This window comes from Bradyrhizobium algeriense (assembly GCF_003062295.1).
Taxonomy (GTDB): domain Bacteria; phylum Pseudomonadota; class Alphaproteobacteria; order Rhizobiales; family Xanthobacteraceae; genus Bradyrhizobium; species Bradyrhizobium algeriense.
This window is the reverse complement of the sequence record NZ_PYCN01000014.1, coordinates 1-23,778: the sequence shown is the minus strand read 5'-3', so window position 1 is coordinate 23,778 and position 23,778 is coordinate 1. Positions and strand designations below refer to the sequence as shown.

The 23,778-nt window shown below is 62.5% G+C and carries 31 protein-coding genes; 20 read left to right on the top strand and 11 right to left on the bottom strand.

The window, feature by feature from the left end; translation table 11 throughout:
• Window positions 1-115 precede the first annotated feature (115 nt).
• The 4 genes from C7G61_RS24305 to C7G61_RS24290 all read left to right on the top strand — a co-directional run bounded on the left by C7G61_RS24305 (window position 116) and on the right by C7G61_RS24290 (window position 2,348).
• Complete coding sequence (locus C7G61_RS24305) at window positions 116-706, top strand: NADPH-dependent FMN reductase (RefSeq protein ID WP_108519210.1); 591 nt, start codon at window positions 116-118, stop codon at window positions 704-706.
• A gap of 164 nt (window positions 707-870) precedes the next feature.
• Entirely contained in the window at window positions 871-1,224 is a 354-nt protein-coding gene (locus C7G61_RS24300) for a hypothetical protein (RefSeq protein WP_244608454.1), read from the top strand.
• Between the two features lie 121 nt (window positions 1,225-1,345).
• Window positions 1,346-1,528 (top strand): hypothetical protein, encoded by a 183-nt coding sequence (locus C7G61_RS24295; RefSeq protein ID WP_108519209.1) that lies wholly within the window; start codon window positions 1,346-1,348, stop codon window positions 1,526-1,528.
• 337 nt (window positions 1,529-1,865) lie between these two features.
• Entirely contained in the window at window positions 1,866-2,348 is a 483-nt protein-coding gene (locus tag C7G61_RS24290) for a septal ring lytic transglycosylase RlpA family protein (RefSeq protein ID WP_108519208.1), read from the top strand.
• 12 nt (window positions 2,349-2,360) lie between these two features.
• Here the strand turns inward: C7G61_RS24290 and C7G61_RS24285 are convergent, their stop codons facing one another.
• Window positions 2,361-3,272, bottom strand: a complete 912-nt coding sequence (locus C7G61_RS24285; RefSeq protein WP_108519207.1) for a ketopantoate reductase family protein — start codon at window positions 3,270-3,272, stop codon at window positions 2,361-2,363.
• A 157-nt stretch (window positions 3,273-3,429) separates the two neighbouring features.
• Between C7G61_RS24285 and C7G61_RS24280 the strand changes: the two genes are divergently transcribed.
• The gene (locus tag C7G61_RS24280; RefSeq protein ID WP_108519206.1) at window positions 3,430-3,705 is read left to right on the top strand and encodes a hypothetical protein; all 276 of its coding nucleotides are present in this window, start codon (window positions 3,430-3,432) and stop codon (window positions 3,703-3,705) included.
• Between the two features lie 134 nt (window positions 3,706-3,839).
• The gene (locus C7G61_RS24275; RefSeq protein WP_108519205.1) at window positions 3,840-5,240 is read left to right on the top strand and encodes an adenylate/guanylate cyclase domain-containing protein; all 1,401 of its coding nucleotides are present in this window, start codon (window positions 3,840-3,842) and stop codon (window positions 5,238-5,240) included.
• Window positions 5,241-5,250: 10 nt separating this feature from the next.
• Here C7G61_RS24275 and hisC read toward each other — a convergent pair whose 3' ends face one another.
• Entirely contained in the window at window positions 5,251-6,315 is a 1,065-nt protein-coding gene (gene hisC, locus C7G61_RS24270) for a histidinol-phosphate transaminase (RefSeq protein WP_108519204.1), read from the bottom strand.
• 87 nt (window positions 6,316-6,402) lie between these two features.
• Window positions 6,403-7,296 (bottom strand): pyridoxal kinase PdxY, encoded by an 894-nt coding sequence (gene pdxY / locus C7G61_RS24265; RefSeq protein ID WP_108519203.1) that lies wholly within the window; start codon window positions 7,294-7,296, stop codon window positions 6,403-6,405.
• Between the two features lie 111 nt (window positions 7,297-7,407).
• Between pdxY and C7G61_RS24260 the strand changes: the two genes are divergently transcribed.
• The gene (locus tag C7G61_RS24260) at window positions 7,408-7,677 is read left to right on the top strand and encodes a DUF2312 domain-containing protein (protein WP_108519202.1); all 270 of its coding nucleotides are present in this window, start codon (window positions 7,408-7,410) and stop codon (window positions 7,675-7,677) included.
• 218 nt (window positions 7,678-7,895) lie between these two features.
• Here C7G61_RS24260 and C7G61_RS44800 read toward each other — a convergent pair whose 3' ends face one another.
• Window positions 7,896-8,069 carry a hypothetical protein gene (locus tag C7G61_RS44800; protein ID WP_187399379.1) on the bottom strand — a complete coding sequence of 58 codons (174 nt, stop codon included), beginning with the start codon at window positions 8,067-8,069 and terminating at the stop codon, window positions 7,896-7,898.
• A gap of 226 nt (window positions 8,070-8,295) precedes the next feature.
• On the opposite strand from C7G61_RS44800, the gene C7G61_RS24255 reads away from it, so the two are divergent.
• The gene (locus tag C7G61_RS24255) at window positions 8,296-8,508 is read left to right on the top strand and encodes a hypothetical protein (protein WP_244608453.1); all 213 of its coding nucleotides are present in this window, start codon (window positions 8,296-8,298) and stop codon (window positions 8,506-8,508) included.
• 183 nt (window positions 8,509-8,691) lie between these two features.
• Complete coding sequence (locus C7G61_RS24250) at window positions 8,692-8,958, top strand: hypothetical protein (RefSeq protein WP_108519201.1); 267 nt, start codon at window positions 8,692-8,694, stop codon at window positions 8,956-8,958.
• Between the two features lie 286 nt (window positions 8,959-9,244).
• On the opposite strand, the gene C7G61_RS24245 is transcribed toward C7G61_RS24250, so the two are convergent.
• Window positions 9,245-9,589 (bottom strand): tRNA-binding protein, encoded by a 345-nt coding sequence (locus C7G61_RS24245; RefSeq protein WP_108519200.1) that lies wholly within the window; start codon window positions 9,587-9,589, stop codon window positions 9,245-9,247.
• A gap of 508 nt (window positions 9,590-10,097) precedes the next feature.
• On the opposite strand from C7G61_RS24245, the gene C7G61_RS24240 reads away from it, so the two are divergent.
• On the top strand, window positions 10,098-11,096 hold the full coding sequence (locus C7G61_RS24240) for a Bug family tripartite tricarboxylate transporter substrate binding protein (RefSeq protein WP_108519199.1): 999 nt from the start codon (window positions 10,098-10,100) through the stop codon (window positions 11,094-11,096).
• 33 nt (window positions 11,097-11,129) lie between these two features.
• On the top strand, window positions 11,130-12,065 hold the full coding sequence (locus C7G61_RS24235; protein ID WP_190241965.1) for an oxygenase MpaB family protein: 936 nt from the start codon (window positions 11,130-11,132) through the stop codon (window positions 12,063-12,065).
• Window positions 12,066-12,161: 96 nt separating this feature from the next.
• Here the strand turns inward: C7G61_RS24235 and C7G61_RS24230 are convergent, their stop codons facing one another.
• The gene (locus tag C7G61_RS24230) at window positions 12,162-12,953 is read right to left on the bottom strand and encodes a BA14K family protein (RefSeq protein WP_108519197.1); all 792 of its coding nucleotides are present in this window, start codon (window positions 12,951-12,953) and stop codon (window positions 12,162-12,164) included.
• Window positions 12,954-13,263: 310 nt separating this feature from the next.
• On the opposite strand from C7G61_RS24230, the gene C7G61_RS24225 reads away from it, so the two are divergent.
• The 3 genes from C7G61_RS24225 to C7G61_RS24215 all read left to right on the top strand — a co-directional run bounded on the left by C7G61_RS24225 (window position 13,264) and on the right by C7G61_RS24215 (window position 15,660).
• A complete protein-coding gene (locus C7G61_RS24225; protein ID WP_108519353.1) occupies window positions 13,264-13,977 on the top strand; it encodes an ROK family protein in 714 nt (237 codons plus the stop codon).
• 168 nt (window positions 13,978-14,145) lie between these two features.
• Window positions 14,146-15,225, top strand: a complete 1,080-nt coding sequence (locus C7G61_RS24220) for an SH3 domain-containing protein (RefSeq protein ID WP_108519196.1) — start codon at window positions 14,146-14,148, stop codon at window positions 15,223-15,225.
• Between the two features lie 147 nt (window positions 15,226-15,372).
• Window positions 15,373-15,660: a cytosolic protein gene (locus C7G61_RS24215; RefSeq protein WP_244608452.1), complete on the top strand. Its 288-nt coding sequence runs from the start codon at window positions 15,373-15,375 to the stop codon at window positions 15,658-15,660.
• Window positions 15,661-15,712: 52 nt separating this feature from the next.
• Here the strand turns inward: C7G61_RS24215 and C7G61_RS24210 are convergent, their stop codons facing one another.
• A complete protein-coding gene (locus C7G61_RS24210) occupies window positions 15,713-16,063 on the bottom strand; it encodes a zinc ribbon domain-containing protein YjdM (RefSeq protein ID WP_108519194.1) in 351 nt (116 codons plus the stop codon).
• A gap of 261 nt (window positions 16,064-16,324) precedes the next feature.
• Here C7G61_RS24210 and C7G61_RS24205 point away from each other — a divergent pair, with 261 nt between their 5' ends.
• Together C7G61_RS24205 and C7G61_RS24200 are read left to right on the top strand one after the other, a co-directional pair.
• Window positions 16,325-17,299 carry a tripartite tricarboxylate transporter substrate binding protein gene (locus C7G61_RS24205; RefSeq protein WP_108519193.1) on the top strand — a complete coding sequence of 325 codons (975 nt, stop codon included), beginning with the start codon at window positions 16,325-16,327 and terminating at the stop codon, window positions 17,297-17,299.
• 436 nt (window positions 17,300-17,735) lie between these two features.
• A complete protein-coding gene (locus C7G61_RS24200; protein ID WP_244608451.1) occupies window positions 17,736-18,296 on the top strand; it encodes a hypothetical protein in 561 nt (186 codons plus the stop codon).
• Between the two features lie 46 nt (window positions 18,297-18,342).
• Here the strand turns inward: C7G61_RS24200 and C7G61_RS24195 are convergent, their stop codons facing one another.
• Complete coding sequence (locus C7G61_RS24195) at window positions 18,343-18,501, bottom strand: DUF3096 domain-containing protein (RefSeq protein ID WP_108519191.1); 159 nt, start codon at window positions 18,499-18,501, stop codon at window positions 18,343-18,345.
• 7 nt (window positions 18,502-18,508) lie between these two features.
• On the bottom strand, window positions 18,509-19,354 hold the full coding sequence (locus C7G61_RS24190; protein WP_145963681.1) for a hypothetical protein: 846 nt from the start codon (window positions 19,352-19,354) through the stop codon (window positions 18,509-18,511).
• Between the two features lie 300 nt (window positions 19,355-19,654).
• Between C7G61_RS24190 and C7G61_RS24185 the strand changes: the two genes are divergently transcribed.
• From C7G61_RS24185 to C7G61_RS24175, 3 genes are all read left to right on the top strand, one after another.
• A complete protein-coding gene (locus tag C7G61_RS24185; protein ID WP_108519189.1) occupies window positions 19,655-19,939 on the top strand; it encodes a type II toxin-antitoxin system Phd/YefM family antitoxin in 285 nt (94 codons plus the stop codon).
• A 17-nt stretch (window positions 19,940-19,956) separates the two neighbouring features.
• Window positions 19,957-20,406: a hypothetical protein gene (locus C7G61_RS24180; RefSeq protein WP_108519188.1), complete on the top strand. Its 450-nt coding sequence runs from the start codon at window positions 19,957-19,959 to the stop codon at window positions 20,404-20,406.
• Window positions 20,407-20,475: 69 nt separating this feature from the next.
• Window positions 20,476-20,670, top strand: a complete 195-nt coding sequence (locus C7G61_RS24175; protein ID WP_108519187.1) for a hypothetical protein — start codon at window positions 20,476-20,478, stop codon at window positions 20,668-20,670.
• A 104-nt stretch (window positions 20,671-20,774) separates the two neighbouring features.
• On the opposite strand, the gene C7G61_RS44795 is transcribed toward C7G61_RS24175, so the two are convergent.
• Together C7G61_RS44795 and C7G61_RS24165 are read right to left on the bottom strand one after the other, a co-directional pair.
• Entirely contained in the window at window positions 20,775-20,924 is a 150-nt protein-coding gene (locus C7G61_RS44795; RefSeq protein WP_190241950.1) for a hypothetical protein, read from the bottom strand.
• 282 nt (window positions 20,925-21,206) lie between these two features.
• The gene (locus C7G61_RS24165; protein WP_108519186.1) at window positions 21,207-22,007 is read right to left on the bottom strand and encodes a transglycosylase SLT domain-containing protein; all 801 of its coding nucleotides are present in this window, start codon (window positions 22,005-22,007) and stop codon (window positions 21,207-21,209) included.
• A gap of 697 nt (window positions 22,008-22,704) precedes the next feature.
• Between C7G61_RS24165 and C7G61_RS24160 the strand changes: the two genes are divergently transcribed.
• Window positions 22,705-23,271 (top strand): hypothetical protein, encoded by a 567-nt coding sequence (locus tag C7G61_RS24160; RefSeq protein WP_108519185.1) that lies wholly within the window; start codon window positions 22,705-22,707, stop codon window positions 23,269-23,271.
• Window positions 23,272-23,778: the final 507 nt, after the last annotated feature.

Here is a 23,778-nt window from a genome sequence, read left to right as displayed (position 1 = left end):
TCGCTTGCGCTCCATCCGGGCTACAGTGTTCAGCGCGCGTCGGCAGGCTGGGCCTTGCATGGGAATAGCCCGTGTGGTTCGAGTGCATCATCCAATGTCTTGAGGGGCAGGTGTCATGAGCAACCGCATCCTGGTCTTTTACGGCTCCTACCGTTCCGACCGCATGGGCATCCGGCTCGCGCAATTCGTCGTCGAGGGGTTTGCCGCGCGCGGCGACGATGTCGAGCTGATCGACGCCAAGGCGATCGGCCTGCCCATGCTGGACCGGATGTACAAGGAATATCCGAAAGGCGGCGCGCCGGACGCGCTCGAAAAACTGGCCGGGCAGATCCGCACCGCTGATGGCTTTGTGTTCGTGACCGGCGAATATAATTGGGGCATGCAGCCGGGGCTGAAAAACCTCACCGATCATTTTCTCGAGGAATGGTTCTGGCGCCCCGCCGCGATCGCCAGCTATTCGGCCGGCCGCTTCTCCGGCGCGCGGGCCGCGCTTGTCTGGCACGGCACGCTTTCGGAAATGGGCATGGTGGTGATTTCGAGTTCGATCGCGGTAGGCCCGATCGCGCAAACGTTGACCGAAGACGGCAAGCCGGCCGGCGAGGGCGGCAAGGCGCTGTCACACGCGTTTCCGCGCTTTGCCGATGATCTCGTGTGGTGGATGGAGGCGGCAAGGGCGCAGCGGGAAAAGAAGAAGCCGCCGTATTGAGAGGGCGCCGGGCTACTGCTTGACGCCCCGATTGAACCGCAATGATGGCGGAAGCGCACCCACTTTTCGCCACGCCTGGACAGCAGATTGCGCTTCGCCTGCCATCTTCCGCCTTCCCCGAGCTGCCTGAGGCGGCTCATCCGCTCCATGTACCGGAAAAACTGATGTCGCCAAACAAAGCGCGCTGCGGTCTGCTTGTTCTTGCCGTGATCGACGCGACGGGCGGATCGGTGGCCGTCGCGCAGAATCTCGATCAGGGCAAGCCGGCGCCAAAACTGTTTGCCGAAAGTTGCGCGTCCTGCCATCGCAGCCCGCGCGGGCTCGCCAAGGGCCGCTTTCACCTCACGCTCTATCTGTTTCTGCAAAAACACTATTCCAGCGGCTCCAGCTCGGCCTGGGCGCTGACGTCCTATCTGGAATCCATCGACAGCGGAAAGCGCGTCGCGGCGAAGAAGCCACAGGCTGCGAGCACGGCGCGGACATCATTGCGCCCGCCCGCGCCGGTGCCGGCGCGGTAGTCCTCGCGCGATCAGCCACGACTTGCTCACGGCTGCGCTGCTAAATCTCCTCAAGGTTGTCATCTTTTCGACCTTTGCCGGCCTAGCATCATGGGCGTGAGCGTGGCGGGGAGTAACGACGATGGTGGTGGCAGAGCTCAAGACCAAGGTGGAGAAGTACGAGACGAAAGCCTCGCGCTGCGAACAGCAGGCGCGGGCAGCAACCGATAAGGCCGAGCAGACCTTTTACGAGGTGCTGGCCGGCTACTACGGCAGCCTGGCAACGGATTTTCGGAAGATCCTCGAGAAGCGAGTGATCGCGTAGGCGACTGGCGCCCGTAGCCTGGATGAGCCAGTGGGTCGCGCACATGCGGCGCGACCCGAGCGTGCGCTCTGCGGCAGGCGTCCTGCAGGCTGTGACACAATCACCACACTCGAACTGAATTGCGCTGAGACAGCAGTGCATATCGCATCCGGCCACGCTTCCGCCCGGATTGGGCTGCGGCATCGCCGCATGTTGGATTTCGGCTTGGGCTGGGGCGCGAGCTGGGGATTGCAACATGTGTTCCATCGGCTGCACCCGTACTTCGTCCGTCGACGCAAGAGCTGGCCGTACTCGACTTGAAGCGCCGCCGGTTTTGGCCGCGCGTGCAGGGAAGGTCATGCGGCTGCTGGCTGTCGCTCTCGGAGCGGCATCGCTTGCGGCCTGCGCACAGTCGTCGGTCGTCACCCAAAAATCCGAATTGCGCGCCAGCCGGCAGGCGTCGGTCAGCTATCGGACGACATCGCCAATGATCCGGCGCGTGGCGGCCGTGAGAAAGCATAAAACGTTCACCGCGCGCAAGGATGCACGCGGCACCACGACGGCCGCGCATGGGGTGGCCAGCTTCTACACCGAGGGCACGAAAACCGCGAGCGGCGAAAAGTTCAACACGCTTGATATGACCGCGGCCCATCCGACGTTGCCGTTCGGCACCAAGTTGCGGGTGACAAACGTCGCCAGCGGCCAGTCGGTGACGGTGCGGGTCAATGACCGCGGTCCCTACGTTCGGGGGCGCGTTGTCGACGTCTCCTATTCCGCGGCGGATGCGCTCGGGATGGTCGGGAAGGGCGTTGCCAAGGTCAAACTCGACGTGGTGGATTAGCAATCTTTCGCGCTACGCCCGTCGTGCGGACATCGCCTTGCCGCGTTCGGCCAGCTTCACCATCACCTGCAGCGCATGATTGGTCGGCGTGGCAATGCCGAGCTCGGCGCCCTTGCGCACCACATAGCCGTTGAGAAAGTCGATCTCGCTGGGCTTGCCGCGCGCCAGATCCTGCGCGGTGGACGACATCTGGTTCGGCATGATGGCCGGGATGTTCAGGATATTCGCGAGGAGATCGTCGCCGATCGATACGCCACTGGCGCGCGCGACGGACACGGCTTCCTGCACCGCGCTTGTCACGACATTCCTTGTGCCCTCGACTTCCAGCATCGGGCCGTAGGAAATGCCGGCGACGGCGGAAAGCGCGTTGAAGGCGCAGTTGATGATCAGCTTGCTCCATAGCGTTTTGTCGATGTCGTCGGCGATCGTGGTGCGGACGCCGGCGGCCTCAAGCGTTTGCGCCAGTGCCTGGCTCGCGGCGGAGGGGCCGATGGCGAGGTCGCCGCCGCCGTGATGCCGGACGTGGCCGGGCCCGGCCATCTCGCTGCCGACATAGACGACGACGGGAATGACGGCGTGGCCGGTGACGGTGGCAAGACGCGGCGCATTGTCCACGCCGTTCTGCAGGCTGAGGACGGATGTTTCCGGCAGCAAGCGTCCGGCGAGCGAGCGGCCAGCCTGCTCGGTATCGGCCGACTTCACGCAAACCAGCACGAGGTCAGGCGGAGCAAGCGCGGTTGCATCGGTCGCGGCTTTGGCGGGCAGGCGGCCGTTGAAAGTCTTGGTCTCGAGCAGCAGGCCGTGGGCGTTGATGGCGTCGACATGCGGCTGCCGGCCGATGAAGGTCACGTCATGCCCGGCCCGCAGCAGCAGTCCCCCATAATAGCATCCGACCGCTCCGGCACCGACAACTGCGATTTGCATGCGTTTCTCCTGTTCGGCAGGGCCCGATGCTAACTGGCTGGGCTCTCACCATTAATTGAGTGCGGGGAACTGCATTGTTGCAATGCAATATCGCTATATCGCAGCGCAGCAAAAGCGGTGTACGCTGCTGCCTCGAATCCTACCCCGGAGAATTGAAGTGCAGAAGACTTACCTATCCATAGCAGCCGCCGCCCTGATCTCGATTGCGGGCGCCACTGCCGGCTTTGCGGCGGAGTTGCCGGCCTATGAAACGACAGGCTTGCCGATATCGGCGGTCCAGGTTCGCGTGCTGGGAGCCGCTGACGTCAGGGAACAGTCGCCGGCGCTGACCTCCACAGCCACCGCGCACCAGCTGAGCGTCCTGACATCGCGGACGACACGGACGGCCGAGACGGCCGCGCCAGCTCCGACCACCGGTCGCGCCATTCGCTGACCGGCATCTCCATCGCCACTTGCGCAAAAAGCCCGCGATTTCGTCGCGGGCTTTTTGTCGTGATGCTCATCGGGGCTACGCACGGGACGGCTTAGCGGGTGTTCGCGCGGCCTTCTTTCAGATAGCATTGTCGCATGAGCGAAACCGGGACGTTGTTTGCGGCGCTGCGTCAGTCGTCCGACGAAGCCGTTGTCGACATGCTCGAGCGTATGGTGCGGGATGCCCCGGATCATGCCTTGAACAAAATGAACGCGCTTGATCTCGCAGGCACGGCGGGCATCGACGAAGATCGGGTCATCGCCGCCCTCCTGAATGCGGTGGGGCTCGGCATGTTCGAGATGACTTGGAACGTGATGTGCCCGAGCTGCGCCGGGGTGCTTTCCGCCAACAAGAGCCTGAAGACCCTGGATCGGGCGCATTATCATTGCGCTTTCTGCGCCGCGGGCTATGAGACGACGCTCGACAATCTGGTCGAGGTGACCTTCACGGTAAGCCCGCGCGTGCGCAAGATCGCGGCCCATAATCCCGACGAACTGTCCGCGGCCGAATATTATCGCCAGATCTTCTGGAGTTCGGCGATCGATCTTCCGGACGATCTGGAGAAGCTGCTGGACGAGGTCACGCTCGAAATCGTCGACTTGCCGGCGGGCGAAAGGGCCATCCTTTCCTTGCAGGTGCCGCAGGGCACGTTGATCATGTTCGATCCCGTGACGCATGCGGCCCAGTTCCTGGAGGTCAGCGGCGAAGAGACCAGCGAGCGCCAGAACCTGTCGGTGATCTTCAACAGGGTCCAAGTCCCGGTCGATACCGTGACCTTGCGCCCCGGGCCGCTGCGCCTCGCCCTGGACAACCGCACCGACGGCCGTGCATTGCCGGCCGTATGGGTGGCGAACCCGGCGCTGGATGACCTTTTGAAGCGGCGCAAGTCGGTTCTCACGGCAACGCGTCTCCTCACCAATCAGACTTTTCGCGATATCTACCGGACCGACACGCTCGCCATCGGCCAGCGCCTCAAGATCCTCAGCCTGACTTTTCTGTTCAGCGATCTCAAGGACTCCACCGAGCTCTATGAGCGCGTCGGTGATCTCACAGCCTTCGATCTCGTCAACGAGCATTTCAGGCTGCTGCAGGAGATTATCGCGTCCGAAAGGGGGGCGATCGTGAAGACCATCGGCGATGCCGTGATGGCGACCTTCGAGACGCCCGACCGCGCCATTGCCGCTGCGATCCGCATGCGCGAGGCGATGAGCGATCTTGGCGCCGAGCGCCAGCACCAGAGCCTGCGGCTGAAGATGGGCATCCATGAAGGCTCGTGCCTCGCGGTCACGCTCAACGGCCAGCAGGATTATTTTGGCCAGACGGTGAATATCGCCTCGCGCGTCCAGGGCCTTGCGGCCTCACGCTCGATCGTGGTGACGGAATCGGTGGTCGCGCATGCGCGCGCCCTGCTCGAGACCAGCGGGCTGAAGCCAACGCCGAGACGCGTGGCGTTGAGCGGCATCGCCGACAAGGTATCGGTCTACGAGATTTCCTGAGCGAAAGCGGCTACTGGCCGCCCAGGATGTCCGACAGGGCCGATAACAGCCGGTCGATTTGCCCGTCGGTGCCCACACTTATCCGCAAATGGTCGGAGATGCGAGGCGCGGAAAAATGGCGGACGATCACCGCGCGTTGGCGCAGCGCGGCGGCCAGCGCCGCGCCCTCGTGCGCCGGATGACGCGCGAAGACGAAGTTGGCGGAGGACGGCAGCACGTCGAAGCCAAGCCCGACCAGACCGCGGTTCAGCCGCTCGCGGCCTTCGATCACGCGCGTGCGGCTCTGTTGAAAATAGGCTTCGTCCTCCAAAGAGGCGATGGCGCCGGCCTGGGCGGGCCGGCCAAGGGGATAGGAGTTGAAGCTGTCCTTCACCCGGGTGAGCCCCTCGATCAGTTCGGCGTTGCCGATCGCATAGCCAACCCGCAAGCCGGCGAGGGCCCGGGACTTGGACATGGTTTGAACGACCAGAAGGTTCGGGTGGGAGGCGACCAGCGGTATCGCGGTCTCGGCGCCGAAATCGACATAGGCCTCGTCGATCACAACGGGAGCATCAGGATGTTGCTCCAGCAGGGCAGCAATCTCGGCCCGCGACAGCGCAATTCCTGTCGGCGCATTCGGATTGGGCAGGATGAGCGCGCCGGCCGGCCGGCGATAGTCGGAATTGCGGATCTGCATGGCCTGATCGAGCGGGACGGTTTCGTAGGCGATGCCGAACAGACGGCAATAGACCGGGTAGAAGCTGTAGGTGATATCAGGAAAGAGCAACGGCGCATCATGCTTCAGCAGCGCGGCGAAGGCGTGGGCCAGCACCTCGTCCGAGCCGTTGCCGACGAACACTTGTTCTGGTCGTACCTGATGGTAGGTGGCCAAGGCAGCGCGCAGCGCTGACGCCTGTGGGTCCGGATACAGACGCAGCGTATCCGCCGCCTCGCCGCGAATGGCTTCCAACGCGCGTGGGGAAGGACCAAGCGGACTCTCATTGGTGTTGAGCTTGACCAGTTCCGCCATGCGGGGCTGTTCGCCCGGTACATAGGGTTTCAGGTCGTGCGTCAGGCGGCTCCAGAAACGGCTCATTTTTCTCTCCAGATAGTAGCCCGGATGGAGCCAACGGGTCGCGCGAATGCGCGCCCGATGACAGGCTCCGCGAAATCCGGGGCGGCGTTAGGGTGATCCCGGATTGCGCCGCGCTTCATCCGGGCTACTTGCTACCTGGCCGGCGGCGATACATTCGAATTTGCGTTGCGGCCGGGCGAGCAACTCTGCGCTCTCGACAATGCGCATCTCCTCGCTGCCGCTGGCCGCGGTGCATTCCAGCACGGCGAAGATGGCAGACGCGGCGTGGCTCAGCGCATCCGGCGTGTCGGCGCCGCGCAGACGCGCGGCGACCAGCAGCGCGGCGAACAGATCGCCGGTGCCGTTCGGGCTGATCGGCAGTTTTGGCGTGCGGACGCGAAAGGCTTTTCCGCGCTCGACAGCCAAGGTCTCGATCTCGCCTTTAGGCGTATCGGCAAGCTCGGCGCTGGTGATGACGACCGTTCCGCGCGCCATGAATGCGCGCGCCGTCTTGAGCACCTGATCGATCGAAGCCGCCTTCGTTCCGCACAGCCATTCGAACTCGAAATGATTGGGCGTGATGATATCGGCGAGCGGACACAGCAGGTCACGCACGAGCGGCGGGATGTCGGCGTGGACGAACAGGCCGCGGTCGCGATCCCCCAGCACGGGGTCGCAGCAATAGAGCAGCGTGGGATTTTTGGCCTTGGCGCGCGCGACAAAATCCGCGATCACGGCGGCGTTGTCGGCCGAGCCGAGATAGCCCGACAGGATCATCGTGGCGGTGTCGACCGCGCCGCGCTCCTCGATCCCGCGCAGGAGATCGGCAACGAGCTCTCTATCGAGCACCCGGCCGCGGATGGTCGGATAGCCCGGCCGGTTGCTCAACAGCGTGGTCGGCACGGCTATGACGTCGATCCCATGCATCTGCATCGGAAAGACCGCGGCGCTGTTGCCGACATGGCCATAGGCAACCTGCGACTGAATCGAAATCACGTTCATGACATTGGTCTGGGGATTATCTGATTGGCCAAGCGCGGGAACCCTCCGAGGTTAACACATTGGTTATTTGTTTGCGGGCATTTTCACAACCTCATTAAACAGGGAGGCACCATGTCTGACGTCACCATTCCCGGCGGCCGGATTCGTTCTTTCGTCGAGCGGATCGAGAATATCGACAGCGAATTGCAGGAGCTGAACGAGCAGAAGAAGGAAGTGTTTTCAGAGGCCAAGGGCGAAGGGTTCGATGTAAAGATCCTAAGGGAGATCATCAAGCTGCGAAAGCAGGACCAGGACGAGCGCGACGAGCGCGAAAGCCTGCTCGATCTCTACATGCGGGCGATGGAAACCGCGCCGCCGGAGAAGACCGCCAAGGCGGCCTGAGTCGATCGGCACTTTCCTGAATGCGATTCGCTCTTCGTCATGGCCGGGCAGAAGCGCGTCTTCGCTTGCCCCCGGGCATGACGATGCCAATGGAGCGAGCGTAGTCCGGATGAGCCAACGGGTCGCGCGAATGCGCGCCCCGCGACGAGCGCAATTGCGCTCGCACAGTGATGACAGGCTCCGCGATATCCGGGGCGATGTGAGAGTTGTCCCTACACTTACTTGAACAGCGCGAAATAGATCACGTAGAGCCAGCCCAGGATGCCATGGATGATCGCCCAGAGGATCGAGTGGTTGTTTGTATAGGAGATCGCGATGGCGAGCGCTGAGCCAAAACCCACGCCGTATTTCGCGCCCTCGACCCGAACCCCGTAATATCGATTTCCGTTCATGGCGATCCTTACCCTGCGATAGGCGTAGGAGCTTCGTGCGCCGAAGCGTGAAGGCGGAATCGTAACCCGCTGACGTCCCTTCGAACAAGGCCGCGCGTAACGCGGGGCATCAAAAATATGGCACAACGATATTCGGGACAACATTTCCGACCTGCGGCGAGGAGGTTGCGAGCGGATGCTGGCTGTGCGCGCCGGAACGCAACCTTTCCTGCCGCGAAAGCGTTGCATGCGCATGATGACAGCGCCAGCCATGCATTCCATGACGACCTTCGACCCGTCCGAGCCGGCAGTCCTGCACGACCTCACGGCCGACCAGATCATTAGCTGGACCGGCGAAGAAGCCGACGACTTCCGCCGCTCCAGCGTGTTCCGTGATGACGGGACCATCGCGTGGAGAGAGTATGTGTTCGACGGTTGGGGCAACGTGCTGGGCGGCTGACCGCATCGCGGTGATCTCGATCCGCGGAGCATGTGAAAATTCCAGCGAATCCTCGCGGCTGGTCGTGCGACTAACGCACGATTCCGCGTTCTCTATTGCCTGATTATTCGCTGCAGCAGTGAACCATTGCAACGCGCCAAACGACTACCAGCTGGTATTAAAGCTATTCCCGGGAGAATTGATGTGAAGAAGATTTCTCTAGCGGTTGCCGCCGCTTTGCTCGCGATGACGGCTGCTACCGCCAGCTTTGCTGCCGAGTTGCCGACCCATCAAAAGGCGGGCTTGCCGGTGTCGGCCGTGCAGCTTCAGGTCCTGGGCGCTGAGAGCGTCGAGGAAGCGGCGCCGGTCACGACGTCGGCCACTGCCGTTCAGCTAACCGTTCTGACGCCGCGGAACAGGATCACGACCGCACAACGCCAGACCGAAACCGTCGCTCGCGCCATTCGCTAAGGACAACGCGGCGCGGCTTCGTTGTAGCTTCTCCGCTGTATCCGCGCGGAAGCACGGAGCAAACGCGTTGTTAAGAATTGGCCCGCGCTGATTTGTGCGATTCCGATTCGTTCCTTGCGAACAAATTGGAGTCGGATGGAGAACAAAACTGTAGCGAGCGTAGCCAGGATATCGCTGCGCTCATCCGGGCTGTTTGCTGAATGCGATTCGCTTTTCGTCATGGCCGGGCAGAAGAGCGAAGACGCGTTTCGCGCTTCTGCCCGGCCATGACGATGTCAATGGAGTATCAAAAGATCGGCTCGCCGATCGCAACCTCGCTGCGCGGGCCGAGCACGATCACGTTGCCTGCCGCGTCCTTTGCGCCGAGGATCAGCAGTTCGGACGTGAAGCCCGCGATGTTCTTCACGCCCAGATTGCAGACGCACACGACGAGCGAGCCGAGCAAGGCTGCCGGCTCATAATTCGTGATCTGCGCGCTCGACCACATGATCCGCTCAGCGCCGACGTCGACGCCGATCTTGTAGGACGGATGGCGGGCGCGGGGAAACGGCTTGATGTCCACGACCCTGCCGATCCGGATATCGAGACGGGCGAAATCGTCGTAGGTGGCCTGGGATTTTAGCGGGGGCATGTCGTCGGGCTCGGTTGGCAAGGCTGGATTTAAGGCAATAGTCGAATGAAGCGTCACGAGGTCTCTTATCGCAGTTGCTTTACGGTTGGAACGTTGCCGCAGGCAGCAGGTTGATGATCCCTGGCCGAATGACATCAGGGCGTGAGCGCGGAGCGAACGCGTTGTTAAGAATTGGCTCGCGCTGATTTGCGCGATTCCGATTCGTTCTTTGAGAACAAAATGGAGTCGGACGAAGAACAAAGTTGTGGTGTCTATCGGATGACCAGAACTCCGGGCCGCTACTTGCTTGCAGCAGCCAAACGAGCAGCAGGTGCGGGTGGCGTCATCCGGGGGAGGCTCGCGAAAGAGTGGGCGAAGACATCGTCGCCGGCTTTTGTCCCGATGAGCGGGCTTTCCAGCATCGCGCGCAGCCCGTAAGCTGGTGGCAACCGAACAGGCGCCCAGAACGCCAGAAAAGAACAGCGACAAGCTGCCGACGCAACGCACACGCCTTGTAAGGGAGGAACCAATGCCGTCGTCTGTGAACCGCCGTCACGTGCTTGCGACCCTTGGCTCTTTCGTTGCCGCGCCGTGGCTGGCGCCGCGGGTCGGCCGCGCCGGAGAGAATTGGCCGATCCGCCAGGTGCGCTACGTCAACGGCTTTCCGGCCGGCGGCGCTACCGACACGCTGTCGCGCCTGCTCTGCCAGAAGATGAGCGAATTGTCCGGGCAAACCTTCGTGGTCGAGAACAAGGCCGGCGCCGGCGGCGTGCTGGGCGCGGATGCGATCGCGAAAGCTGCGGCGGACGGCTACACGGTCGGGCTTGGCGGCATCGCCTCCAACGTGCTCGCGATCGGCAGCTACGCCAAGCTGCCGTATCATCCGCGCGAGGATTTCACCTTCATCTCCGGCATGTGGCAGTTGCCGAACATCCTGACAGCGAAAAAGGGCCTGTTTTCCGCTGATATCAAGGAATTGCTCGCGGCGTTCAGGAAGGAGCCGGGCAAATACACCTACGCGTCCGCCGGCTTCGGCACCACGCTGCATCTCTCCGGCGAGATGATGAACAGCATGGCGGGCGTCCAGGTCAGGCACGTGCCCTATCGCGGCGCCGCGCCGGCGCTGAACGACCTGCTCGGCGGCAATGTCGATCTGCTGTTCGACAATCTGCCGGGCTCGCTGCCGAGCGTGCGTTCCGGCGCGATCAGGCCGGTCGCGGTCACCGCCAAGACGCGGCTGCCGGAGCTTCCCGACGTGCCCGCGATGGCCGAATTGTTGCCCGGCTACGAGATCACCTCATGGACCGCACTCATCGGCCCCGCCAACATGCCGCCCGACCTCGTCGCGCAGATCAACGCACTCACCGCAAAGGCCTTGAAGGACCCCTGGGTGCAACAGCGCTACGCCGACCTCGGCGCCACCACCTGGCCGACCACGCCGCAGGAGATATCAGCCTATCGCGACAGCGAGGAAGCGCGGCTGCTGCCGATCATGAAGGCGGCCGGGATCAAGCCGGAGGGTGGGTGAGGGCAGGCGGGCCCGCTTGAGGACATGCCGTTGCTGTTGTCCGCGGATGATTTTGAAAACAGCCTCGACGCCGTGCGCGAGGCGGCGGCCGGACCCATCAAGGGAATCTTTGGCCCGGATTCCCTGACGTGGCGGGTCGACCGCGAGGCGGCGATTTTCCTTGGCGCGGGGCGGGCGCTGTTGCTGCAGTTGGCGCACCCTTGGGTCGCCGCCGCGATATCGGAGCATTCCAAAACCTTTGCCGATCCGGTCGGCCGGTTTCACCGGACATTCAACATCACGTTCACGATGGTATTCGGCACGCTCGATCAGGCGCTGGCCGCAAGCCGCCGGCTGCATCGGCGTCACGCTGCGATAACCGGAACATTGCCAGAGGCGACAGGCCGCTTCGAAGCCGGTTCGGCGTACCACGCCAATGAAGTCTCGGCGCTGCGGTGGGTTCATGCCACGCTGGTGGAGACCGCTTTGCAGACGCATGATCTCGTCCTGCCTGCACTCACCAACAGCGAGCGCGAACAATACTGGGCCGAGGCAAAGCTGTACGCGGCGTTGTTCGGCATTCGAGCGGCCGACTTGCCTGCGGACTGGACGTCGTTCGCCGCCTACACGGAGGCGATGTCGCACTCGGATATTCTTGCGGTCAGTCCCGCCGCCCGCGACATCGCAGAGCAGATCTTTTCAGGCTCCGCCACAGGACTGCGCGTGCCCAGATGGTATCGCGCGCTGACGGCCCATCTGTTGCCGGAGCGGCTGGCCCAGGAATTCGGATTCGAGTTCGGCGAACGCGAAGCGCGCAGCATGGACCGGGCGCTGACGTGGATCCGTCGCATCTATCCCCGCCTTCCCATGCGCCTGCGCGCGGTGGGCCCTTATCAGGAGGCGCTGGCGCGCCTGCAAGGCGACAAGCAGCCGGACCTCGCCGTGCGCTGGCTCAACAGACTTTGGATCGGCCGGCCGATGATGGAATGAGTTGTTGGCTGGTAGCCCGGGTGAAGCGCAGCGAAACCCGGGGTCTATCGACGCCGTGTCCCCGGATTTCGCTCCGCTTCATCCGGGCTACGCTTGCTATCGGCAGGAATGCGTCTGGCCGTCGTAGCCCCGGTAAGTCCCGGACGATGGATTGTAGGTGCGGAAGTGGGTGCAGAGCATGACCATGGTCCGCTCGCGCGGCTTGCGGGCGGCCTTGGCCGGTTGCACTGATTTACTGTGCTCTGCCACTGCGCTGCCGACAGCGCTTGCTGATTGCCTGGCGGCAGACTTCTGCTTCAAGGCGGGCTTCTGGTGCGCAACCGCTGGTTTTTCCACGGCAGGATCCGGCTTCTGCTCGACGACCGCAGGCTTCGCGTCCGCGACGGCCGGCTTCTCCGGCGCGGCCGCCGGCTTGTCTTGCGCGACAGCTGGTTTCTCCTCCACGGGCGCCGGCTTCTGCTCGATGATGGCAGGCGTGTCGTCCGCGGCAGCCGACTTCTCCTCGACAGCCGCGGGCTTGTCCTGCGCAACCGTTGGTTTCGCCTCGGCGGGGACCGGCTTCTGCTCGATGATGGCAGGCTTGTCGTCCGTGGCGGCCGACTTCTCCTCCACCGCCGCGGGCTTGTCCTGCGCGATTACTGGTTTCTCCTCCGCGGGGGCCGGCTTCTGCTCGGCGATGGCGGGCTTGTCGTCCGCGGCAGGCGGTTTCTCTTCGGCAGCGGCCGCAGGCTTTTCCTGCGCGGGCGCCGAGGGCTGCGCTGCGGTCGGGCCCGGATTGTCCGTGGCCGACGTCTGCGCGAGCGCTTGAGCGCTTATCACCATGAACAAGACACAACACAGCACGCCGGCGCGCTCGGCGGCGGCGGTCGATAGAGCTGACAAACGCATGGATTGATACTCGGCTAATGTCCCCATGAAAGTTCCACACGCATTTGCGGCAAGTCTGTGAACAGTGCGGCTCTTTCGCGAGCGCCGACGCGCTTAAGACTGGGAGTGTGTGCCGGCTGCCACACCTGGCGCCAAAGCAGCGAAAAAGCGTCTTGGTAGCAGCGCAACTGTAAAAACATGTTCGATCGTTCCACAATCAAGGCGAGCGTAGCCCGGATGGAGCGCAGCGCAATCCGGGGTGGTGTCAGTGATCCCGGATTGCGCTGCGCTCCATCCGGGCTACGCTTGCTACAGCGCAGGGCGCGAATTCATGGCGAAGAAAACGGGCAAGCGGGCATCGCGGCATACGGTCCTCGTGATCGACGTCGGTGGTTCGCGCGTGAAGGTCATGACCAACAGGGAGCGAACCAGGCGCGCGTTTGCGTCCGGTCCCGACCTTTCCGCGAAAGTGATGGTGAGGAAGGTCAAGGCGCTGACGAAAGACTGGTCATATGACGTCATCGCGGTCGGGTATCCGGGACCTGTGGTCAACAACCGGCCCTTGTCGGAGCCTCACAATCTCGGTCTCGGGTGGGCCGGTTTCAATTTCGAAAAGGCCTTCGGCTGCCCGACAAAGGTCGTCAACGATGCGCTGATGCAGGCGGTCGGCAGCTACCAGGGCGGCCGGATGCTGTTCCTGGGCCTGGGAACGGGTCTTGGCTCCGCGATGATCGTGGATGGCATTCTGGAACCGATGGAGCTCGCTCACCTGCCGTACCGCCACGGCAAGACGTTCGAGCAATGCGTCGGCGCCGCAGCCCTCAGGCGCGTTGGTAGGAAGAAATGGCAACGCGACGTCGATGACGTCCTGAAGCGTCTGCTCGCTGCACTGGAGCCGGATTACGTCATGCTGGGCGGCGGAAACGCCGACAAGATCGACAAGCTGCCGCGCAAGGTCCGCCTCGGCGCCAACACCAACGCGTTCGAGGGCGGATTTCGACTGTGGAAGAAGGGGGCAGTTAAACCGCTGGGCGTACGCCGATAGAGAATGCCGTCCTGGCGGCGTCAGCGCATGGGCCGCATCCCGCAAATGACAAACAAGAGCGCCGCGTCTCGCGCCTGCGAGACGTCTGCATTCTTCTGATAACGCGACCACTCCTTTAGGGAACGCCTTTTTCGCTACAGCGTTCCCACTTAAGAGGAGGAACGCGCCATGAAACTGAGAGGATTGTTTATCGCAGCAGCCATGCTGCTGATGCCGACCGCCGCACTGGCGGCGCCGGGCATCGTTACTACTACGGTCAGCCTCAAGGCAGGGCCCGGTGAAGGCTTTCCGACGGTCGACCGCATTCCCGGCGGCACCCGTGTCAACATCCACGGATGCTTCAGAGGCAAGGCCTGGTGCGATGTAAGCTGGTCGGATGATCGCGGCTGGGTGTCGTCGAAATATCTCCAATATCTCTACCGCAACCGCTACGTCTATCTGCCCGACTATGTCGACGAGATCGACGTTCCCATCGTGCCGTTCGCGCTGACCACGTACTGGTCGAGCCATTATGCGGGACGTCCCTGGTATCACCGCCGCGCCCACTGGAGCGGCTATTGGCAATCGCATGAGCATGTCGCGACGCGGCTCACGATCGACCGCTCGGCGGCCCGGATCGGCCGCGCGGCGGCAGCGCGCGACGCTGCGCTGCCCGAGGCGAGAACGCGTGTCGGCGTCGAGGAGAGGTCGCGTGCCCGTGTCGACGAGCGGACGCGGGCTGGTACCGAGGAACGGACGCGTGCCGGCGTGACGGAGCGGGGCCGCGCCGGTGTGACGGAACGCGTGACGCGGGAGCGGGACATCGCGACGCGTGGCGCACGCGAAGGGCGCGAACGCGCGGTGGTGCAGGACCGCATGACGCGCGAAGACGCGCGGAGGGCGCGCGAGAGCGCGCGGACAACGCGTGAGGATGCAAGAGCGACCGTGCGCGAGAGAGGCGCCGTGCGCGAGCAGCCGACGGCCCGTACCCGCACGCAGACGCCGCCAGTCATGGCCCGCGGTCATGACGAGCCGCGTGCGGCGGCGCCCCGGAGCGAGCGTGCCGCGCCCCGCATGACGCAGCCCGATGCGGCGCGCGGCGGCGGTGGCCAGCCGAACGTACGCGCGCAGCAGACGCCGGCCCCGGCGGCTCCGCGCGCAGCAGCGCCCGCGACGCCGCAGGGCGGCGGCGCACCGCAGGCCGCACCGCGCGGTGGCGGCGGCCCGGGCGGTGGTGGCGGAGGCCACGGTCAGGACAAGCGCCAATGAACGAAAAGCCCGGCCTTGAGCCGGGCTTTTTTTCTCGACGAGCTGCTGGCGGCTTGACGGCTACCTCGCCAATCCGCCCTACGCGCTAAACTGGTATGACGGGTGAGTTCAGTCCAACCGCGAAGGAGTAATTCGATGAAATCGCTTTTGCTGCTGACGGCGAGCGGTCCGTTGCTCATTCTCACATCGCACGAGTCCTTGACCGATCAGAAGCTTCTTGAGGTGCTCAAGCAAAAAGGCATCGGCAAGTTCGTCGCGTTTGAGGTTCCGTTGTCGCTCGCCAAGCAGCGCTACGGCGGGCATTTTCAAGCCGTCGAAAGCAATCTGCACGAGACTGATGATTTGAGGATCCTCGACTTCAACGGCCAGCGGATCTTTCAGCTCTTCCGTTTCGATGAACTCGGTTCGCCGATCCTGCAAGAACAGCGAGCGTAACCCGGATGAGCCAACGGGTCGCGCGAATGCGCGCCCCGTTGGCTCATCCGAGCTACGCCTTCTTCACGAACTCCGATTTCAGATTCATCGCGCCGATGCCGTCGATCTTGCAGGCGATGTTGTGGCCATCGGTCGCCTCGGTCAGGCGGATGTTCCTGACCTTGGTTCCGCCTTTGACGACCGATGACGATCCCTTGACCTTGAGATCCTTGATGACGATGACGCTGTCGCCATCGACCAGCAGGTTGCCGTTGATATCGCGGACGCCCGGCTCGGGCGAGGCTTCCACGGCTGCCGCCGCCTCGGCGCTCCATTCATGCGCGCATTCCGGGCAAACCCACAGGCCGCGATCCTGATAGGCATGCTCGGAATTGCATGCCGGGCATTTCATTGCATCGTCCATAATCGATCTCGTTCCCCTCTTGGCGGACCGCACCGTAGGGTCATGCCCGGGCAAATCAAGCGAAAAGGGGACTGTTGGGCACCATGCGGCTTTGCTACCGGCTTTCCGGAATTGAGTGTCACCGTAATTTCCGTTGCGCCAACGCGTCGGCGCTTCCCCTTGACATGTCAGCGCTCCGCCGCCCGAATGGCTGACAGCGCATAAGCGCGGCGTCGCGGTGTCTCACCTGGCGCATCAAAAACAAAAGGGGAGGATTTGCGAATGTTTCGCCATGTCAGAAACTTTGCGCTTGCAGCGTTTGCGGCCGCAAGCCTGCTCGGCGCCGGAAACGCGCAAGGGGCCTTCCCGGAGCGGCCGATCACGCTGATCGTGCCGTGGGCCGCCGGCGGCGGCACCGACGCGGTCGCGCGCCAGATCGCCCACATGCTGGAACGCGATCTCAAGCAGCCGGTGAACGTCGTCAACCGCACGGGCGGGTCGGGCGTGGTCGGCCACCAGGCGATCGCCACCGCCGCGCCGGACGGATACACGTTCGGTCTCATCACGCTCGAGATCAACCTGATGCACTGGGTGGGGCTCACCGATCTCACCTGGGAGAAGTATACGCCGATCGCGCTGGTCAACCAGGACCCCGCCGCGATCCACGTCAAGGCGGACTCGCCCTACAAGTCCGTCAAGGAGCTGTTCGCGCATATCAAGGCGAACCCGAACAAGGTGGTGGCCTCAGGCACGGGGCAGGGCGGAAGCTGGCATGTCGCGCTCGCCGGCCTGATGCAGGCCGACGGCGTTTCGCCCGGCTCGATCCGTTGGGTGCCGTCTACGGGCGCTGCGACCGCGCTGACCGATCTCGCGGCCGGCGGCATCGACTTCGCCGCGTGCTCGATGCCGGAGGCCGAGGCGCTGATCAAGGCGGGGCGCATCCGCAGCCTCGTGTTCTTCTCACCCAACCGCGCGCCGAACTTCCCTGATGTGCCGACCACCGAGGAGGCGACGGGTCACAAGTGGCACAAAGGTGTGTGGCGCGGCTTTGCGGCGCCCAAGGGCCTGCCGAAGGAGATTGCCACGCAGTACGAGACCGCGATCAAGAAGATCTGGGACAGCGCGGAGTTCAAGGAGTTCATGAACCGGCGCGGCTTCGACATGATCTATCTGGATTCGGCTGGCTTCGCGGAGTTCATGAAGGCGGACAACGAGGACAACGGCAAGGCGCTGAAGTCGCTCGGGCTGGCAAAGTGATGAACCGCAGGGCTCAGACAAAAAATCGCGAAAACAACCCCATGCAAAGTAGCGAGCGAGCGTAGCCCGGATGGAGCGCAGCGAAATCCGGGGCGGTACTAGAGTTGTCCTGGACGTCGCTCCGCTCATCCGGGCTACTTGCTGTCGCTTCGTGCGATCTCGACGTGCGGCAAGCACGGATCGACGTCATCAAGCGCCTGCGCGACTGAGCGCTAACGCCGAATTAATCTGATCAGTCTAAAGTCCGAGGCAGTTCTAGTTGAGTGCCGCGTAAAAGGAGCCGTCGCGAGGACGATCCGGCGACGGCTTCTTTTTGAGGTTATTGCACGTGACCAAGACATCGGAAGAGCAGAGCCAAAGCAAGCAACCCGCATCCACGGCGGCAGCCCCGGCGCCGACCAAGCCATCGAGCCGGAAATCGATCCTGGCGCTGTCGGTGATCGCGCTTGGAATAAACAGTGCGGCGGCCGTCTACACCATGACGCCTGCCGATTTTGCCCTGCCGAATGTCAGCATGTTGGCGGAGCTGATTCCGCACCAGAAAATTTCCGATCTGATGGCCGATTTGGCCGGCCCGGCATCAAAGGATGTTCCGTCGGCCCAGCAGCAACACGCTGCCGCCCTGCAGGAGAATAGCTCGCTGTTGCAGCAAAACGCAGCCCGTCTTCAGCAGGATTCGATTGCGCTTGCTTCGCTAAGACAGAGCGTCGCAGACGAGCAGGTCGTCGTGAAGAAAATATCCGCGCAGATCACGGATGAACATGAAGACGTGAAGAAGATGTCGGCTCAGCTCTCCACGCTGATCGCGAAGGTCGACTCGTTGAAAAATGCAATGACCTCGGATGTCACTTCGTCCATTCCAACAAAGCGCGCGCGCCACCGGCTGTCCCGGGTCATGCGCAACAAGATGGCCCGGCAGCCGAACTTTGTCGGACCCGTTTCGGTCGGAGGCGCAGTCCTGAGTGCTCCGGCGACCACGCCATCCCCGCACGGCTAACGACAGCAGCGCGAAGCGCGGGGCAGCGGTCCCGCGCTTTCCGGACCTATCTGAAGAAGTGGTAGATCGCGTTCAGGCCGAGAAGGCCGGTGACGATCAGATAGAGCGCCACCGCAACGCTGACGATGCGGGGCGCGATCAGCAGAAACACGCCCGCGGCCAAGGTGACGAGTGGCAGGAGGGGGCTGGCTGCATCGGGATGCATTCGCCGCTTATAGCAGATTCGATGGATCCGCCCGATGCGCAGCGTGACCGTCATGCGAAAATCGTCGGTTCAATCCCCAGACAACGGCGGCCGTGGCTGCCGTCGCGATCAGATGTTTCAAGGTGTGTCCGCTGACGAAACCGAAAGCGTTCGCGATCTCGTGGTCGAGCACCTCGGCCAACTTGGCCAGGATGTACAGCACCATCGCCGTGGCGAAGGCGATGCGATCGGTGCGCGGGGCGCGATGGATCGCTTGCCATAGCGGGATGAGGATGAGAGCAAGCCCTTGCAACAGGAGATACGGTCGCAGGTCATCCGCGCCGTTCCTGTCGGTGATAGCCCACCATGCGACGCTGGCGACGGCGTAGAGGCCGAGAACGATTGCGTCGAACCCGGTCCTGGATCCGCCAAAAATGTCTCCGCGGACGCCGGCGAGCAGGCCGGCGCAAACCAGCGCGATCGGCAGCCTGTCCCAGATCAGGCGGATATTGTCGGGGGCGAGATGATAGAACGCGGACCCGAAAGCGGTCAGGAACAGTCCGATCAGGAACAGCCTGTAGCCGGGCCATCCGGCGCGCAAATGCTCGCTGGCGCGCCGGGGCCGCAATGTCAGCCAGCCCCAGATCGCAACCAGAGCGAACCCCGCGTTGGAAAACACATCGGCTGCGTGGGGGATGCCGAAGGCGGCCGACTGGTCGGCGAATTCGTTGTAATGCGCCGGCTGCGCAATGCGTCCGTGCAGCGCCAGGATCACGATCATGCCGACGGTGATGATCGTCGGAGCGTGCTTGATCCATGGGGCCATGGGGTGGCCCCGGCCGATCGAGACTTCCATACCGGGGGCGGGTTGCATTGTCGGCTTCTCGAATTATTGAGCGTCGCTCAAGTTGAGTAACCCAAAAATGAACAATGTTCAATAAGAATTTTCGATAGGCGCTGTCGCTATCCGGGGAGAACCTTCGTTGTCGTCGATACTGCTGATCAAGGCGGGGCGTATCCGTTCTTCTCACCCAACAGCGCGCCGAACTTCCCGGATGTGCCGACCACCGAGGCGGCGACAGGTCACAAAGTGGCGCAGGGGTGTGTGGCCGAGGGTTCCGGTTGGCGGCTTCGTAGCCTATGTTAGAGACATCGTTAGCGTGGAGACGCAGTCATGATTTCGGTGCCAGCGTCTGAAGTTCAAAGGAATTTCAGCGAGTATGAGGAAAAGGCAATCCAGGAGCCGGTTGAGGTCACCCATGCTGGTCGCAGCTCGTCCTACCTGGTGTCGGAGAGGCTATTCAAGGACATGATGTCATCCTACCGGCGAGCCATCCCCATCGAGGCGCTGAGCGATGGCGACGTCGCGTTGATCGAACAAGCTGAGGTCCAGACCGATGCCCCCTACGACCTTGAGGACCTTCCGGACATCGAAGACGCTCCTTCGCCGTCGCGCTAGGTCCGTCAGGCCGAGGCATGCATATCCCGGACGAACCGCCGATCGGCAACCTCGTCGCCTATGAGTATCTCTGGCTTTCCCAGGAAAACACGCGCGAAGATGGCGCAAAAGCCTATCCGGTAGCGCTGATCTTCGCGAAGAAGATCATTGCGTCGGTGACGCTCGCATATGCCGTCGGCATGTCGCACAAACCGCCTGACGCTTCCGAAAAGGCGATCGAGGTTCCCAGGAAGTTGAAGCGACACCTCGGCTTGGACGAGGACCCGTCCTGGATTTACACCGATCAGTTGAACGAGTTCACCTGGGCCGGCCCCGACCTCAGACCAGCCGAATGGCTGTCGAAGCTTCCAAGCGCGCGAGACAGTTGCATCATAGGCGCTCTCCCGAAGAACTGGTTTGCGCTTGTCAAACGAGACATCATTGAAAACCTCAAGCTGAAACGCGCTCACGTCATTCGTCGCACATAGGCTGGTCGCGGCGACGAGCATTACGAGTGCATTCAGCTTTGCTTAGGAGTTAAGCGCACTGTTCCCGTAATGGCGAAGGAAATTGCCTCGCAGTACGAAACCGCGATCAAGAAGGTCTGGGACAGCGCGGAGTTCAAGGAGTTCATGAACAGGCGCGGCTTCGACATGATCTATCTGGATTCGGCGAAGTTTTCGGAGTTCATGAAGGCGGACAACGAGGATAACGGCAAGGCGCTGAAGTCGCTTGGCTGGCGAAGTAAGTGAATGAGGTGAGTGGATAGCGAGCAGGGCGGGTTAGCCAAGCGTAACCCGCTGACTCGGTTCGCGCAGAACGGCGGATTATGCCTTCGGCTAATCGTCCTTGCGGGCTAGCGTTTGCTCTCGCTCAGTCGTGTCATCGCTGCCTTTACTTTGAGGGCGTAGCTGTCGGCTTGTTGTTTCTCTGCCATGACCGGTCGAGAGGTGATGTCAGTGATCTCTAGAACGACTTCGCTAATGGGCTTGCGCGACATAGGCATAGGCATCTCCCACTGAATAAATCGCATTGAACGCATTCGGGGATGAGGTGCGGGAAGCGCGAAATCGAACCGGCCTCTTTGGCTTGGAAGCCAACGCTCCATCATTGAGCTACACCCGCCGAGAGCCGCAAACTAAGCCGCCAGGCAGAGGGCAATTCGCCTGGCGGCTTCGCTGGCGTGGACCCGGATGACTTGGGGAAATCGTCCGGCAATCGGAATCTATTCGGCTTGCGTCGTGTAGCAACCAAACTCGCGCGTTAAGCTTGATGTGCGCTCTGCAGGTTAATTCTGGAACCCGCCATCGGCCGCCAGGCGCTTGAACTGCCGCTTCATCGCATTGACCCTGACGATATAGGCTGTGACGAGATGATCGCCGCACCGCTCGCCGGGCATCATTTGAAAGTTGCGGCGCGCGAAGGCTGTGGCGGGACCGCCGCCGCAAAGATGGATAAACGCGGCGAGATCCTGCTTCTGCTGCAGGCTTGCCGGCACATCGGGGACGCGGGCGAGAACCGCCGCGACATTGCGAGCCAGATACACGGACGCGAGCTCAATGGCATGGCTCGGGATCGCGCGGATAGTGAGGCTGGTGAACCCGCAGCCGGTGCTTGTGACCGCATTCTCTCGGACACAGGACCGCGCGGCCTCGGTGTAGGCCGCATCGGTCATCTGGAAGAGGCCGACGGCGCTGGAGGCGGGCTGGTAAATCGCGAAAGGATTCAGGCTTAATCGCCAGCGCCAGTAGGTGCGCGCCACCGGGTTGCCTGAACTCTCGACCTGCGCCAGCGCGGCCAGCAATTCGGGCGTGATCGTACTGGTGGAATAGGCGCGGAAGAGCGGCCCGTATTGCCGCCACGTCTCGGCCGGCTCCTTGTCGAGCGCATCGCCAACGAAGGCAAACAGCTCAGTCGGCTTGCGGATCACGTGATAGACAAGGTTCGTCAGCGCGACGAGCACAAGCAGGATCGCCACGAGGCCAACGATCCGGGCCGCCCGCGGTGCTCTCGCGAGCTTCCGTCGCGCCCACCGTGCACCGCGCCGCCAGCGGCGGAGGCGTGGGAAGCTCTTGCTTTTTCTTGACATGCGTCTTTTGGGGACAAGTAGGGCACAATAACGAAACGTGTTGCGCTGACGATCTTCTATCTGGATTCGGCTGGCTTCGCGGAGTTCATGAAGGCGGACAACGAGGACAACGGCAAGGCGCTGAAGTCGCTCGGGCTGGCGAAGTGAGTGAATGGTGAGTGGTGAACAGCGAATAGCAAGCGTAGCCCGGATGAGCGCAGCGATATCCGGGGGCGATGTTAGAGTGGTCCCGGATGTCGCTGCGCTCATCCGGGCTCCTTGCTGCACGGACCTAATTCAGGATCGGTAACATGGTCAGATCCCGCATGGCGGGATAGGTCAGGCCAGTTGACGATACGTGCCGTGCTTTCCAGACCATGATGGCTGACGTCGGGCGCACTTGATGCTACCATGCCGCACGCTCGGATCGTGCGGGTTATGCCTTCTTGCAGGTGTGTAAACCGTTCATCGGCCCTGTCTGAGTCCGGTTCTACGAGAGAACGTCATGAACCGGCGATCGGAGCCACAATCTCCCACATACTTCGTCCGTCTGCGGCGAAGCGTCGTTAGAGCATGATCGCGTCGGCGTTCAGCGCCTGCGCGAAGTTCGACATCAGCAAGGACAACGATATGCGTCTTACGTGCAAGCACGTCGTCTCTAACTCCGCGGCAGTTCGCGGCATAGGCGTGAGCCGCCGCTTGATCCCGGGAGGAACCAATGAGGCCCATCAACCCGAGCAAATACGCGATACCCGCCGCCGCGATGGCACTTGCGAAAGCAACGCTCCTCGCCGGGGCACTGGTAGCCATTGCTACCGCAGTTGCCCTGGGAGAGCCGATTGAAAAGAAGGGGACTACGCCTTACGTGACGCACTTCATTTTCAAGCCGTTGCTGAGCATTGACATCTCAGGACTCGGTACGGCCACCACGCTGGAGGCGGTCGGGACTACCCAAAACATGAAGGGAGAGAAGATGCTGGACAAGATGTCGGCCCATTGCGTAGCGTTGAATGTGGCGTCCGGCGACAAGAAATACATCGACGGCGCCTGCGTGCTGGCCGACAGCGACGGTGACAAGGTTTTCTCTACTTTCGATACGCGCGACCTCGATAAGTCGCAGCCGAAAATGGATTGTGGCACCCACATCATCACCGGCGGTACCGGGAAGTATAAGGGGATCACCGGGAGTGAACCATTTGCCTGCATAACCATGCCTGCGCCAGCCGGCCCGGGCGGCTATTTCGCGATGGACATCCCGCACAACACGACGTGGGAAATCAAATAAGAACCTCGATGTTCCTCCTAGAACCGGGGGTGCAGCGAGCGTAGCCCGGATGAGCGCAGCGAAATCCGGGGAGATGTGAGAGTAGTCCCGGATGTCGCTTCGCTCATCCGGACTACTCACTGCGAATTCCACGACTTCTCTGCATTATGGTTGGTTTCTTGCCTACCACTTCGTCTGCGCTCGCTCTCCTCTAAGAGGGGCGTGGCGCAATGCGGAATACGCCGCGCTATTCCACCTTCCGAGTTAGTCGCTGCAATCCATGAAAAATGAAAAATAGTGCAAGGGCTAAAAGGGCAACACTTGGCCAGAAGTAGAGGGCGTGCGCCTCATAGTAGCGGCCCGGCAGATATGGGAAGTGCGTATTCCGACGATCGCGACCACCCGCTACGACGGATTGTGACCACCCATTCCGATCGATCGCGACCAGTGTGATGGTGCCGTCAGGTGCATTTTCTGATCTCAGTGTTTTGGCTCGACGTCAAGCGCGGTGGAGGCCGTCCCCGTAGT

Bases quoted from the DNA above. Each gene is read 5' to 3' on its own strand.
- C7G61_RS24175 (WP_108519187.1), top strand. From the start codon at position 20,476: ATGGCGAAGGAAATTGCCTCGCAGTACGAAACCGCGATCAAGAAGGTC.
- C7G61_RS24300 (WP_244608454.1), top strand. From the start codon at position 871: ATGTCGCCAAACAAAGCGCGCTGCGGTCTGCTTGTTCTTGCCGTGATC.
- C7G61_RS24260 (WP_108519202.1), top strand. From the start codon at position 7,408: ATGTCTGACGTCACCATTCCCGGCGGCCGGATTCGTTCTTTCGTCGAG.
- C7G61_RS24295 (WP_108519209.1), top strand. From the start codon at position 1,346: ATGGTGGTGGCAGAGCTCAAGACCAAGGTGGAGAAGTACGAGACGAAA.
- pdxY (WP_108519203.1), bottom strand. From the start codon at position 7,296: ATGAACGTGATTTCGATTCAGTCGCAGGTTGCCTATGGCCATGTCGGC.
- C7G61_RS24160 (WP_108519185.1), top strand. From the start codon at position 22,705: ATGAGGCCCATCAACCCGAGCAAATACGCGATACCCGCCGCCGCGATG.
- C7G61_RS24255 (WP_244608453.1), top strand. From the start codon at position 8,296: ATGCGCATGATGACAGCGCCAGCCATGCATTCCATGACGACCTTCGAC.
- C7G61_RS44800 (WP_187399379.1), bottom strand. From the start codon at position 8,069: ATGAACGGAAATCGATATTACGGGGTTCGGGTCGAGGGCGCGAAATAC.
- C7G61_RS24305 (WP_108519210.1), top strand. From the start codon at position 116: ATGAGCAACCGCATCCTGGTCTTTTACGGCTCCTACCGTTCCGACCGC.
- C7G61_RS24180 (WP_108519188.1), top strand. From the start codon at position 19,957: ATGCATATCCCGGACGAACCGCCGATCGGCAACCTCGTCGCCTATGAG.
- C7G61_RS44795 (WP_190241950.1), bottom strand. From the start codon at position 20,924: ATGCCTATGTCGCGCAAGCCCATTAGCGAAGTCGTTCTAGAGATCACT.
- C7G61_RS24185 (WP_108519189.1), top strand. From the start codon at position 19,655: ATGATTTCGGTGCCAGCGTCTGAAGTTCAAAGGAATTTCAGCGAGTAT.
- C7G61_RS24165 (WP_108519186.1), bottom strand. From the start codon at position 22,007: ATGTCAAGAAAAAGCAAGAGCTTCCCACGCCTCCGCCGCTGGCGGCGC.
- C7G61_RS24230 (WP_108519197.1), bottom strand. From the start codon at position 12,953: ATGCGTTTGTCAGCTCTATCGACCGCCGCCGCCGAGCGCGCCGGCGTG.
- C7G61_RS24290 (WP_108519208.1), top strand. From the start codon at position 1,866: ATGCGGCTGCTGGCTGTCGCTCTCGGAGCGGCATCGCTTGCGGCCTGC.
- C7G61_RS24275 (WP_108519205.1), top strand. From the start codon at position 3,840: ATGAGCGAAACCGGGACGTTGTTTGCGGCGCTGCGTCAGTCGTCCGAC.
- C7G61_RS24285 (WP_108519207.1), bottom strand. From the start codon at position 3,272: ATGCAAATCGCAGTTGTCGGTGCCGGAGCGGTCGGATGCTATTATGGG.
- hisC (WP_108519204.1), bottom strand. From the start codon at position 6,315: ATGAGCCGTTTCTGGAGCCGCCTGACGCACGACCTGAAACCCTATGTA.
- C7G61_RS24190 (WP_145963681.1), bottom strand. From the start codon at position 19,354: ATGCAACCCGCCCCCGGTATGGAAGTCTCGATCGGCCGGGGCCACCCC.
- C7G61_RS24225 (WP_108519353.1), top strand. From the start codon at position 13,264: ATGGCGAAGAAAACGGGCAAGCGGGCATCGCGGCATACGGTCCTCGTG.
- C7G61_RS24245 (WP_108519200.1), bottom strand. From the start codon at position 9,589: ATGCCCCCGCTAAAATCCCAGGCCACCTACGACGATTTCGCCCGTCTC.
- C7G61_RS24205 (WP_108519193.1), top strand. From the start codon at position 16,325: ATGTTTCGCCATGTCAGAAACTTTGCGCTTGCAGCGTTTGCGGCCGCA.
- C7G61_RS24195 (WP_108519191.1), bottom strand. From the start codon at position 18,501: ATGCATCCCGATGCAGCCAGCCCCCTCCTGCCACTCGTCACCTTGGCC.
- C7G61_RS24220 (WP_108519196.1), top strand. From the start codon at position 14,146: ATGAAACTGAGAGGATTGTTTATCGCAGCAGCCATGCTGCTGATGCCG.
- C7G61_RS24240 (WP_108519199.1), top strand. From the start codon at position 10,098: ATGCCGTCGTCTGTGAACCGCCGTCACGTGCTTGCGACCCTTGGCTCT.
- C7G61_RS24210 (WP_108519194.1), bottom strand. From the start codon at position 16,063: ATGGACGATGCAATGAAATGCCCGGCATGCAATTCCGAGCATGCCTAT.